Genomic DNA, 13531 nt, shown 5'->3' with positions numbered 1-13531 from the left:
CGTGCAAGACCATCCCCGTTTCTATTTTTAATATTACTTTTTCAAGCTCAGGTAATCTATTCCCATAAAGCTTCCTCGCTTTGTTAGTACGATCCATCCCTGGACAACTCGGTAACTATTTGTAAAAATATTTCTTGTTTTTATACCGTATTAGCGTTGTATCAGATTTCACCTTATATGTTTTGTAGATCAGTGAGTTAGGATTCGTGATACTTGGTATTTAAGTGTATTGGATTTAATTGTAAATATCTAATTTACAGTGTTTTATATTTTATTTTTGTTGTTTTTTTAATCTGATCGAACTAATTTAGCAACCATAAATAAACCAATTAACAATTATTTCAACGCTAAATTTCCAAAAAATTATGGCCAAAAAATTAACGCTCTTGATTTCAAGTGTACTTGCCTGTACCTATATGGCAAATGCACAAAATCGGACGGTCAGTGGTACGGTGGTAGATAGCCAAGGGAAACCGATACCGCATGTCTCCGTCAAGCTTAAAAATCGCTCAGGTGGAACAGCTACAGATGATCAGGGTAGATTCTCTATTCCTGTTTATCCCAAATCAACGCTTGTATTATCCAGTGTCGGGTTCCTCAATAAAGAACAGGAAGTCAACGAGCAGTCTTCGCTGAGTATTACCTTGGAATCCGGGAATACCGAATTGACCGAAGTTGTTGTTATCGGTTATGGAACGGCATCCCGAAAGGATGTTACAGGTTCTATCGCCAGTGTGAAAGCTGAGCAGCTGGAAAATGAGAACCCACAGAGTGTAGCGGATCTGCTGAAAGGGAATATTGCAGGTCTGAGTGTATCGCAAAATACCTCGGCAAAGGGCGGTGGAGATCTACTCGTTCGTGGTAAAACAACGCTGAGTGCCTCTACCTCGCCGTTGATTGTCTTGGATGGGATCATTTACAATGGACAGCTCTCGGATATCAATCCAAATGACATACAAACCATAGATGTACTCAAAGATGCGAGTTCACTGGCCGTATATGGAGCCAAAGCTGCGACAGGGGTAGTCGCTATTACAACCAAAAAGGGTACAAGTGACAAGCCTATACTGACCGCCAATACAAACTGGGGACTGGCAACGCTGGCACGTAATCAACGGGTATATAATGGACCTGAGTTCCTAAAATGGCGTGCAGATGTGGGCCGGGCTGGAGGTACTAGGCCTTCTTATTTTTATGACGACCCACGTAATCTTTCTGCTGGTGTAACTTTAGATCAATGGCTTTCGGGAGGAAATAAAGATCTGGATCCTGTCGATATCTGGTTGGATAGACTGGGATTGGTGGCAAATGAAAAAGCAAATTATGTAGCCGGTAAGACCGTGGATTGGTATGATGAAATTTTTAGAACAGGAATACGTCAGGACCACACCGTCAGTATGAGCGGAAGAAAGGAAGATGTCAACTATTATATGTCTTTAGCTTACAATAAAAACCAGAATCTGATCGAAGGCGGAGAGTTTAGCACCTTTCGGGCACGCTTAAACCTAGAGGGTAAAGTGACTAATTTTTTGCGCATGGGAGCCAATGTGCAGTATGCGGATCGTGACGAAGGCGCTATTGAGGCAGATTGGGGTCAATTGACAAATCTTTCTCCCTATGGTGATAAATATAACGCAGATGGCACTTTGAGACGCATTCCCACAGATGATAGTGGACTGAACGCACGGAACCCCTTTCTCAATATGACCTATAACGACCGGTTGAATAAGCAAAACACCCTATTCGCAAGTTTGTTTGCCAAAGTCAACCTGCCTTTTGGAATTACCTATCAATTTAATTTTAGCCCCGGTATTGATATGTATCGCACCTTTAACCATGGTTCTTCGGCCAATCCAAATGTCACCATCGTCGGAGGAACCGCAAGTCGTGATCAAGAAACTCGGTACAATTGGCAGATTGATAACTTATTAAAGTGGAACCGCAAATTTGCTGAAATCCACAGCCTGGATGTAACACTATTGGCAAATGCCGAAAAGTATCAAACTTGGTGGACACAGGCTGCCAATCAGGGCTTCGTCCCAAACGATTATCTGGGGTATCATAATCTCGCCAGCGGAACCCTGCCATCTGTCAATAGCGAGGATAAGGTGTATACTGGCGATGCACTTATGGCCCGGGTCAATTATAGCCTAATGGACCGCTACAATTTGACCCTTTCTGTGCGGAGGGATGGCTACTCGGTTTTTGGGATGAATAGCAAACGCGCAACTTTCCCAGCGGTGGCAGCAGCATGGACATTCACCGAAGAATCTTTTTTGAAGAATTTATCTTGGCTTAATTATGGTAAATTAAGACTTTCTTACGGTATCAATGGGAACCGGGACCTACGCAATCCAGACAACGGAACGGTAGATCCATACGCTGCTTTATCACAACTGACCATCAATAAATATCAGACTGTGGATGCGAATGGCGCGCCTGCGGAAGTGAATACGGTAGTGGTTAATTCCAGGTTGGGCAATCCCGACTTAAAATGGGAGCAGACAACCTCGCTCAATGCCGGTTTGGACTTTTCGGTATTAAAAGATCGGCTAAGCGGTTCAATCGATGTGTACAGCAAAAAGACAAATGATCTCTTGGTCAAGCAGTCGCTTTCCAGTGTTTCGGGATACCAATTTGTTTATTCCAACTTGGCCGAAGTGAAAAATAAAGGCCTCGAAGTGAGCTTAACGAGCCGAAATTTGGTGGACGGTCCCGTAAAATGGAATTCTAATTTTATCCTTTCGCTCAATAGAAATAAGATCGTCCGTTTGGCGACCCCGAGTGATGATCGTGGAAATGGCTGGTTTATCGGTCAGGATATCGATGTTATCTGGGATTATAAGGTATCGGGTGTGTGGCAGGAAAATGAGATTGAAGAGGCTAAAAAGTACACGAAGGCAAGCATTCGGCCAGGTGACTTTAAACTGGAGGATCTAAATGGTGACTATGTATACAACGATGAGGACAAACAGTTTATCGGTTATACCTCACCCCGTTTCACTTGGTCTGTCCGCAATGAATTCAATTTGTTTAAGAATATAGACTTCTCCTTCCAGTTGATTTCTAATTGGGGTCAGAAAAAACAATTTAACCAAGCAAAGAACAATCCGGGTAGTGTGGGCTTCATGCGCTCAACGTCCTACATTCAACCCTATTGGACGCCAGAAAATCCAATAAATGACTATGCGCGCTTGGGTAGCGGTGCTAATGGAACCAGTTTCAATGTCTATTGGAAAAATAGCTTTATTCGCCTGAACAATATATCGCTTGCCTATTCTCTGCCAAAGCAACTCGCAGAACGATTTAAAGTAAGGAACCTAAAAGTATATATGAATGTCAATAATGCTGCGGTATATGCGCCAGTGTGGAACTATTGGGATCCGCAGAATGATGGCCCTACCCCGAGGTATTACACACTTGGATTGAATGTGTCACTTTAATTTTTACGATAACATGAAGAAGATAAATATTAAAATAACGGCCGTAATTGCATCCATGGTACTGATGACCACCCATGGATGTAAAAAAAGTTTTTTGGATTCAAACCAGTTATCCCAGTATTCTCCTGATAATTTGGATAATGTTGATGCACTCAAAGGTGTACTCAATGCACTGGGAAAAGCCTCAAGAGTAGAGTTTTTCGGTGATTCGGCCCCATTATTAACAGAATCACTGTTTTCAGACGTTGCAGTAGACGGGACAACGGACAAAGCGACTCCGGCGCAGAATCTTGTATCCCTGATTACGCCGGATGCCAATCTCAATAGTGATGACTTTAATAAAATAGGCTGGTACTGGACTAATTTTTTTGCTGCTGTACGTTCAGCTAATACGATAATAAGCAATATAAATCGACCAATTTACAGCTCAGAAGCGCAAAAAAATGAAATCCTCGGATCGGCATATTTCTATCGGGCTTATTTCTATTATCGTCTGGTGCACGAGTTTGGAGATGTACCGTTACAGTTGAAAGACCTTACAGCGCCGAAATATGATTTCTATTCGACCAAAAGAGAAGTGATTTTGAAAAAGATGAAAGATGATCTTGAATTTGCACAGCAATGGGTAAAGGATGGTGTGAATAAAGGGGAGGTTACTAATGGAGCCGTTAATCATTTGCTGGCAAAAATTGATTTGGCGCTGGGTGATTTTGACGGTGCCATTGCAGCGGCAAGTAAGGTTATTGACGGCGGGAAGTATACATTGATGAAAAACCGTTTCGGAAGTACAGCTGCGGATCTTTCCAAAAATGTTATATGGGATCTCCATCGCATGGATAACAAAGCGATTCCTGCAAATAAAGAAGCATTATTTTTGGTGATCGATCGTCAAACATTGCAAGGTCGGACGGATCTGGGCTCCCAATTGATGCGCAACACCGTACCTGCCTGGCACTTTGCAAACCTCAAAATACCCCAAGGCGGCTTACAGGCTATTGTAGATGCTGTAAATGCTGAAATTCCCCTGACACGCATGTATGGACGGGGAATAGGGCGGTACCGCGGAACGTATTACAGTACCAAAGAAATATGGACAGATCAGACAGATTATCGTCATGCCAAAGGGATGTGGATGGACATGACAGATCTTGTCTATAATAATCCCGCAATAAAAAATTCTAAAGATCCGGAAATCAGTAAACTTTATGGGCAGCCAATCCAGCCGTATACCGCGGAAAACATCAATAAGGTCTTTACCAATGGCTCATTGGATACCATTCGTCACTGGTTTGGCTGGCCTCATTATAAGGTGTTCATCAACTCGACCAACCAATATGCCGAGGATCCAAACTGGAATCCACCGCGTGGAACGAATACGGACTGGTATGTATTCCGCTTAGCGGAGACCTATCTACTACGGGCCGAGGCTTATATCTGGAAAGGACAACAGGCACAGGCCATGGCCGATATCAATGCGGTACGCGGACGCGCGAATGCGGAACTGCTGCAAAATGCCGCCCGGATCAATATCGGTACAGTACTGGATGAAAGAGCACGGGAACTGTTTTGGGAAGAACCACGAAAAACGGAATTGACACGGATTGCCTATATTTTTGCGCAGACTGGTATTGCTGCTTATAACGGTAAGACCTATAGCATGGCTAATTTCGCACAGAACAATTTCTTCTACGATCGCATTATCGAAAAAAATTCATTTTATCGCAATAAGGTTCCTACTGTTCAAGGTGTTCATTATGAGATTGCCCCCTACCATGTACTATGGCCGGTGCCAGCATCAGCACAACGCTTCAATACAAATGGTATGATTAATCAGAATCAGGGCTACGCAGGAGCAGAAAATAATGTGCCGGCGTTAGATAAAATTGTTGAATAAGTATATAACCTTGAGATGATAATCTCGAATCATATGCTTTAGGATAATTTTGTTATTTTGATCATCTAGAATGATTCCGGATAGGGGCAGCCGCTGGTCGCTGATACCTATCCGGCTATAAATAACCAAAAGAAAAAGGGGAAGGCGAATTATGTGCACCAAAAACAGCACGAAACTACGAACAGGTGTAATTGTACTATTCTTATTTAAGATAGGATGGTTATTTGGGCAAAATCCTATTGCGATATATCCCAATACAGCCGAACACATCTTTAAGACAGCCGAAGTATTCTATATGGAAGACAGTACCAATAGGCTGTCATTTGAGGAAATTAAATCGGCAGGGCGATCACAACAGTTCGTTCCTAACGAACGGTATTACCCCAAAAACTTTAATCGGTCTTCGACCTATTGGTTTAGGGTGAAGATCCATTTTGGACAACAGTTATCTGGAGAACGGGTCATTGAGTTATTCGATCAGACTGCGGATCTCGTGGAAGCATTTATTCCAAATGGAAAGGGTGGTTTTGTGCACGATCAGACCGGGGCCTCCATTCATTTTGGGAACCGGCATTTTATGCACAAGAACTTTGAGTTTTTGATTCCTGCATTGGAAAAAGGAACCTACGAAGCTTACTTTAAGGTACGCTCAAGACAGATGGTCAATGTGATTTTGGTCTATCGTACCATGGAGCGATTTGTGCAGTACACCTTGACCGAATATTTTACTTTTGGTCTGTTCTATGGAATGATTATCCTCTTTAGTTTCAATAATCTACTGATGTATTTTGCTGTAGGGGGGCGCCAATACCTCTATTATGTCTTATATATATTGTGTGTCGGCCTCTATGAGATGTCTTCGGATGGGATCGCATTTCAGTACCTATGGCCTGAGAACCCGTGGTTCAATCAATATGCAACCGCGGTTTTTGTGTGTTGTGTCAGTGTCTTTGCGCTGTTGTTTACGAAGTCTCTGCTACATGTCAAACAAAAGGAACCTAGACTTAATAAGCTGTTGGATGCGGTAATTATTTTAAGGATACTATTTTTTGTGTATTGCCTGTGCTTCAATCAAAATTGGTTTATCTACAAATTTGTAGAAATCGTTCCGCTATCGGTCGCTTTTTTTTCAGGAATATGGCTATGGAGAAAAAAATACCGTCCCGCTCGTTATTTCGTCCTTGCTTATGCCTTCCTCTTTTTGGGATTTGTACTGAAAGTAATTTATGTCCTGGGTTATGCACGTTTTCTACCTAGCTCAATTGGTCATTACAGCATAACATTTGGTTTTGTTATGGAGATGACTTTCCTGTCATTTGCCATTCGCGATAAAGTCCGCCTATTGAAAAATAAAAAAGAGCGGGCACAAAAAAGAGTCATTGAGCAAATGCAGATCAATGAGAAACTCCATGAAATGCATAACAGGGATTTGGAAAAGAAAGTGAAGGAGCGAACATTGGAAGTCATGCAGAAATCGGAAGAATTGGTTGAAAAATCGGAGATCATTACAGGGCAAAATCGCGAGCTAAAGGAAATGAATAACCTCTTAATGGCTCAGTCGGAAGAAATACGCCGCATGAATCAATTGTTGGCCAAGGATAATAAAAATCTGCAGACCAATATTGAACGGATTACGGACGATCGCGTGCTTTCCAAGGAAATGAACTTTGAAGAATTCGGGGCAAAATACCCGGATAAAGAAACTTGTTATAGGATATTGGCGGAATTGAAGTGGAAAAAAGAATATTGCTGCATGAAATGTGGTTACGATAATTATTGCGCCGGTAAAACGCCTTATAGCCGTCGATGTACCAAATGTACCTATGAAGAGTCTGTGTTGAACAATACGATTTTCGAAAATGTACGCATACCGATCAACAAAGCTTTTTACCTCGTTTACCTGGTACATTTTCATCAGGGGGAGATTTCTTCCTATAAGCTTTCCCAAAAATTGGGTATTAGACAAAGTACCTGTTGGAATTATGCGAGCAAAGTGAAAAGTATACTTACAACGCATAGTAAAAAATATAAAAAAAATGAAAAATCAGGTTGGACAAAATTAGTGTTAAATGTATTGGATTGACCAACATAAATAGAATGCATGAAGATTATATTAAAACAAATTATTACTTTATTTTGTATAGGGTTTATACTTTCCTCTTGGAATGCCAGCGCCCAGACACTACAGGATGGTAGAGGTTCGATTGATTTCTCGTCGAATTGGCAATTTAAGAAAGATACAGCCTCCCAGGATCGTTCCCCTCGGCAAATACAAAAATGGCAAACTGTCAACCTCCCCCATAGTTGGAATATTCATGACGTTATGGATGATATTCCAGGTTATTATCGCGACGCCGCCCAATATCAAAATACCCTAACCTGGAAGACCGAATGGGCGCATAAAAGGATTTTACTTCACGTTGGGGCGGCCAATCAGGAATCGATAATATTTGTCAATGGTAAGCAGGTGAAAGAGCACGTTGGTGGTTATACTGCTTTCAATGTCGACATTACCGATTATCTCAATCGGCGTTCAAATGAAAAAAATAATATAGTCCTTAAGGTTAACAACCGCTACAATCAGGATATTGCGCCACTAAGTGGGGATTTTACTTTTTTTGGGGGTGTTTATAGGAAGGTGTTTTTGCTGTTGTTGGATCAGATTCATTTTACAGATCCAATCTACGGAAGTAGTGGTTTGCGCGTTAGTGCAAAGGTAGATGCAAATGGAAAAGGCACGATCAATCTTCATGGAGATCTCCAAAATTCATGCTTATCCGAACAGTATGTATTGGTAGAAAGTATACTTGTCGATGCCAAAGGGGCAGTGATTAAAAAAATGCGTCAAAAGGAAAAATTAAACCCGAATGCACAGAGCAATTTCCGCATGGACATCACAGGTATTCAGACCCCAAGTCTATGGTCACCTGAATCGCCCTATCTCTATCGCCTATCGACGAGTATTTACGATTGTAGCGGTAAGCTGCTGGACCGACTGGACAACCCCATTGGTTTTCGCTGGTTTTCATTTGATCCTCAAAAAGGATTCTTTCTAAATGGGCATCCACTGAAATTGATCGGAGCAAGCAGACACCAGGATTTTGAAGGAATGGGCATTGCTGTCCCGGATACGCTACAAGTACAAGACCTTGTTAAATTAAAAGCAATGGGGGGTAATTTTTTACGTGTTGCACATTATCCTCAAGATCCCGCCATATTGAAAGCCTGCGACAGTTTAGGTCTTTTGGCATCCGTAGAAATTCCGCTCGTCAATGAAATTACGGAAAGTGCTGCCTTTGCTGAACATAGTTTCCAGATGCAAAGAGAAATGATCCGGCAATATTTTAATCATCCAAGCATTATCGTCTGGGGCTATATGAACGAGATTTTTCTTCGCCCCCATTTTCCAAAAGATAAAGAGCGGCAAGAGACCTATTTCAAATCTGTCGTAGCACTGGCACAGGAATTGGAAACACTTACGCGTGCCGAAGATTCAACGCGCTATACCATGATCGCCAACCACGGTAATTTTGATCTCTACCATCGGACGGGCCTGACCAAAGTCCCGATGCTTGTCGGCTGGAATCTCTATCCGGGATGGTATGGTGGCAAGATTACTGATTTTGGGAAGCAATTGGAGCATATCCACCAACAACTCCCCGATAAACCACTATTGGTGACTGAATATGGTGCTGATGCCGATTATAGGATATCTGCAGATAGACCGATTCGGTTTGATAAGAGTGTGGAATATGCATTGATGTACCATCAGGGTTATCTCAACGAAATTTTGCACAAACCGTTTGTCTCTGGTGGCGCTGCGTGGAATCTTTCAGATTTTAACTCGGAGACACGGGAAGAAAGTATGCCACATATCAATACCAAAGGTTTATTAACGTGGGGTAGAAAGCCAAAAAACACCTATTTTTTATATCAGGCATATTTAAATAAGGAGCCCTTTGTAAAAATCGGGGTAACTAATGGTAACAAATGGAGTGCGAGGTCTGATTCGAGCACCTCCATGGTAGGTTCGGGATGGTTAAAGATACCTATATTTAGTAATGCCGATTCGGTTAAGTTGTTGTTGGATGGTATCGTTATGGGCGTGAAAGTTCCCGTAGACAGGGTAATGATGTGGCCTGTAAATTTAAACCGGGGTGTGCATAAGGTAGAGGTGGAGGCCTTTCACGCGGGCAAAATCACTGGCACGGACAAGATGGTTCTCGACTGTGAGGTTATGCCTTATGACCTGAGCAAAGATCGGGGTTGGCAGCAGCTATTGATCAATGTTGGAGATAACCGTCAGTATACGGACTCCAAAGGCGATAGATGGCTTCCGGACCAGCCTTTTCGAGCGGGAAGCTGGGGATATCATGGCGGTAAACAGTATCGCTTAAAAAATACTGGACGAGAAAACCTCGGGAGTGATACCAATATTCGCGGTACTTGGGAAGATCCGCTTTTCCAGACGCAACTGCAGGGATTGGAGTATTATCGGTTTGACCTGCCTAAAGGTGATTATGAAATCGAATTGACTTTTGCTGAATTACAGGGACCAAATCACAAAGAAAATCTTGTTTACGATCTCGAACAACGCGAGAAGGAACAGGAACAGATAGCTATCAATCGCATTTTTGACATTCAAATTGATGGGCAAACAGTGGTTAGTTCCCTTAATGTACTGGATGAAGTCGGAGCATTTAGGGTACTGCGGCAAAAATATCTAGTGCAGGTGATAGACAAAAACAATCTGACGATTTCATTTATTCCCAAAAAAGGAGAAACGATACTAAATGCAATACGACTTAAAAGAGTCGAAAATACTCCATCTATAAAGAAATAGACTTATGCTAAGATTTAAAAACTATATTATTCCCGTTTTAACGTTGTTGGTTACACAGTCAATCCTAGGAAATCCGAGGCCATTGGCGAAAAACAAAACATCTCACAAAAGCCTTGCTGCAGGTCGGAGCGATAAAAATAAGAGCCTAATCCGTTTTGGTCAATCAAGAGAAGCGAATTCAATTGTGAAAGACGGTGGCCAGGAAATCTTCATGAGTAAGGGAAATGTAAGTCTAGACTTTAGCAAGCGAGTGACTGCAAAAAAAATAAAAGCCCCTTTTTTAATTCGACGGGCAAAGGGCAGGCTGGGGGATTATCAAACAATAGCCAAAGTCACTGAGCCCGGGTTTATTGATAAAAATATCGAAGGAAGCCCATATGATTATTACTATGAGATACAGACAGTAAGTGGTGAGCCTATTGCACGCTTGGCCATGGAACTACAGCTCTTTGGGGAAAATACTTTTATTTATAGCCCTACAGACGATAAGCAACGTGTAGGTATGGAGATAAATCAGCTCCATGACCAGATGTTCGGAAAAGAATTCAGCCCCAATCGTTATGCCCTGCTCTTTAAGTCGGGGGATTACCGGGACGCAGGAATATTGAAAATCCCTTTTTACGTGCAGATAGCGGGTTTAGGACAGGTTCCATATGACGTTGAGGTTTCAAATATCCATACACCGCCACATCTTGCGGAGGGAAATGGTACGTGCACCTTTTGGCGGTCGGCAGAAAACCTGTCTGTCATTGGCCCGGAGAGCTACGAGGAAGAAGAGACATTTAAATGGGCCGTCTCACAGGCGGCTCCTCTACGCCGTATTTATTCCACACGTGTTGTGCGCAATCAATGGGAAAATGGCTGGGTGAGCGGCGGATATACCGCTGATTGTTATTTTGAGGCAGCCGCAGGTTCAAAAAATCAACAACAATGGTATACGCGAAATTCATTTTTGAATAAAGGCAGAGGAAAGTTTGAGGAAATTAAATACAATTATTGTTTTCAAGGTGTTGACTTTGGTCCATCTGTTGACACAAGTACGTATCAAAATAATTGGGCAAAGGGCGGAAATGTGACCATGATTCCGACAACACCTGTTATTCGCGAAAAACCTTTTGTCTTTTTTGATAAGGACGGGAGATATAAGGTTTTTCGTCCGGCACTGAAACACAAGCATAAAGGGGTGTCCTATTCGCGGAATGATATGGGAGCAGGTGAAGTGATTGACATCGAAAAAGATTTTTATGTGGTGAAGCCAGGAACTTCAGCGCAGGATATGAACCGACAGTTGCGGATAGGAAAGCACCTGCTGATTACACCGGGAATGTACAATTTGTCTGAGCCATTGCATATTACCCGGGCGAGTACAATTATATTGGGGCTTGGTCTGGCAACATTGATCCCGGGAGCCGAAAATCCATCTACAGCGATATTGGTTGACGATGTTGATGGGGTGACTGTTGCCTCACTGATGTTCGATGCACATTATAGTTCACATAGTCTGATTCAAGTCGGCGGGCGAAAAACGTCAGTTAGACATGATCGTAATCCGACCTTGTTGGCGGATCTGTTTCTGCGCATCGGAGGTTTTAGGGCAGATAAAGTGCATGTGGACCAGTCGGTTATTATTAATAGCAATGATGTGATCGGCGACCACTTTTGGCTATGGCGTGCAGATCATGGTGTAAAGGGCAGTGTGGGCTGGGATACCAACACTACACGGAATGGACTCGTTGTTAATGGCGATTATATGACGATGTATGCCTTGTTTAACGAACATTTTCAGGAGTATCAGACCTATTGGACCGGAAATCATGGTCGCACGTATTTTTTTCAATGTGAAAGCCCTTATGACGCACCCAATCAGGCTGCATATCGAAGCGATAATGGGACACGAGACGGATTTGCAGCCTATAAAATAGCCGAGCAGGTAGAGCAACATGAAGCTTATGCATTTGGGATATATGATGTATTGGTAAATGCGATCAGGATTGAAAGTTCGGTGGAGACTCCAGTAAAACCCGGCATTAAGTTCAGACATATTTGCAACAACAGCCTATCCAATGGCCCAAATCGGGGATACGGTTATGTGATTAATCAGATTCAAAAAAGTACATACAATACCTGGCGAGATAATAGGATCTACGTGGTGGAGTTCCCCTAATACAAATATGGAATAAAGATAACGATTAATATAAAATTTATTCAATCGTTTGATCCCTTTCTGACAATTACAGACTTTCAGGGAATTGGAACAATTAATATTTGGCAATTAGTCGATAAAACTCCGAACGACACAAGCTGCTTCGGAGTTTTATATTTTTAAGCGCATTCGTTCTTATAAAATATTGACTTTTTTACTTCAAGAAACTCCGTTTCCAGCCAGTGAGTCCGAGTATTTGGCCTGTTTTTGTTTTTTTTTCGGCTGCGGTTGGCGAACTGTTCGACTCCGAATCCGGCTTTAAAAGTACCTGAATGCAGATGTTAGTCTAGTTCGACGTGAATGCCAGTGCCGTTTTAATGTGCTTGACTCGGAGCCAGCACGGAAACAGTATGGATTCATGTCAATGTTCCAACTGGGATATAACGCCGTTCGCCCCCCTAGCCAAGGGGGAACCGCAGGATACCACACAATATTATATGATCCCGGTCATTCCATAGCCCTAAAATCACAAATACTACCTGTGATCGCCCCATTTTTACTCGTTGTTATGGACAAGTTCGATTTTAATTTAGTGATAAGTTAGATTTAAGTTAGCGATCCATTAGGTATAATTTAGCTTTTACCTAATAAAAACCTAAACAAACCCTAACTAAAACCTAAGTAAATGGATAATTTGTCCGCCAGTTAAGAATAATGTTCTCCATAGGCTATCGAATGGAAATCTTCGGGTTATTCCTCCTATCCCCTCGGAGCGCCCTGTCCGCAGGGGGGGGGCATCTGTTTTTCTGTTGTTCGCCAGTACCGACCATGATGCAGTCTTTCCCGGTCACCGCTTCGCTCCGGATCACCGTATCCCCGCTAAGTCTCCAGGTCCATACCCTTTCCAGATTCCGGGTGTATCCCAGGGGGCTGCCTGTCATTCTTCGGCCCCGCCTATGCGATGGACTGCCATAGAATCATGCCTGCAGCGAAGCGTCCCCGTTTTTCCTGCCCGGAAGCTGCCCCATTCCCAACCTTTCTGCTGCAGATTTCTATCCCGGAGCTGTTTGCTGCCTGCGCATTTCTCCTGCTGTCAGCCGACTTTTCCCCGCATTGCCGGCCCCTAAGACCCTCAGGTCAGCTGCCGGCAAAAATAAATCGGTCAAGTTCACAGGCAGTTAAGGGTATATTGAAAGAAAATAAAACAA

General features: G+C 42.7%; 6 protein-coding genes. All 6 read left to right on the top strand.

Annotated features, from left to right (window positions below; translation table 11 throughout):
• The first annotated feature begins 365 nt into the window (after positions 1 to 365).
• Positions 366 to 3443 (top strand): SusC/RagA family TonB-linked outer membrane protein, encoded by a 3078-nt coding sequence (locus B4A24_RS04090; RefSeq protein ID WP_293942895.1) that lies wholly within the window; start codon positions 366 to 368, stop codon positions 3441 to 3443.
• 13 nt (positions 3444 to 3456) lie between these two features.
• Entirely contained in the window at positions 3457 to 5337 is a 1881-nt protein-coding gene (locus B4A24_RS04085; RefSeq protein WP_293942893.1) for a RagB/SusD family nutrient uptake outer membrane protein, read from the top strand.
• A 151-nt stretch (positions 5338 to 5488) separates the two neighbouring features.
• The gene (locus tag B4A24_RS04080) at positions 5489 to 7420 is read left to right on the top strand and encodes a 7TM diverse intracellular signaling domain-containing protein (protein ID WP_293942891.1); all 1932 of its coding nucleotides are present in this window, start codon (positions 5489 to 5491) and stop codon (positions 7418 to 7420) included.
• 18 nt (positions 7421 to 7438) lie between these two features.
• On the top strand, positions 7439 to 10180 hold the full coding sequence (locus B4A24_RS04075; RefSeq protein WP_293942889.1) for a glycoside hydrolase family 2 TIM barrel-domain containing protein: 2742 nt from the start codon (positions 7439 to 7441) through the stop codon (positions 10178 to 10180).
• 4 nt (positions 10181 to 10184) lie between these two features.
• Positions 10185 to 12344: a coagulation factor 5/8 type domain-containing protein gene (locus B4A24_RS04070; protein WP_293942887.1), complete on the top strand. Its 2160-nt coding sequence runs from the start codon at positions 10185 to 10187 to the stop codon at positions 12342 to 12344.
• Positions 12345 to 13302: 958 nt separating this feature from the next.
• Positions 13303 to 13531, top strand: a 229-nt coding sequence (locus B4A24_RS04065) for a hypothetical protein (protein WP_293942885.1), incomplete at its 3' end; no start/stop codon positions are given.

The organism is Sphingobacterium sp. UBA7249, from assembly GCF_002472835.1.
Lineage (GTDB): Bacteria > Bacteroidota > Bacteroidia > Sphingobacteriales > Sphingobacteriaceae > Sphingobacterium > Sphingobacterium prati.
Note: the sequence above shows the minus strand (reverse complement) of the source record. Positions and strands in the feature narration are given on the sequence as shown.

Coding starts and splice junctions, on each gene's coding strand:
- B4A24_RS04090 (WP_293942895.1), top strand. CDS start 366: ATGGCCAAAAAATTAACGCTCTTGATTTCAAGTGTACTTGCCTGTACC.
- B4A24_RS04085 (WP_293942893.1), top strand. CDS start 3,457: ATGAAGAAGATAAATATTAAAATAACGGCCGTAATTGCATCCATGGTA.
- B4A24_RS04080 (WP_293942891.1), top strand. CDS start 5,489: ATGTGCACCAAAAACAGCACGAAACTACGAACAGGTGTAATTGTACTA.
- B4A24_RS04075 (WP_293942889.1), top strand. CDS start 7,439: ATGAAGATTATATTAAAACAAATTATTACTTTATTTTGTATAGGGTTT.
- B4A24_RS04070 (WP_293942887.1), top strand. CDS start 10,185: ATGCTAAGATTTAAAAACTATATTATTCCCGTTTTAACGTTGTTGGTT.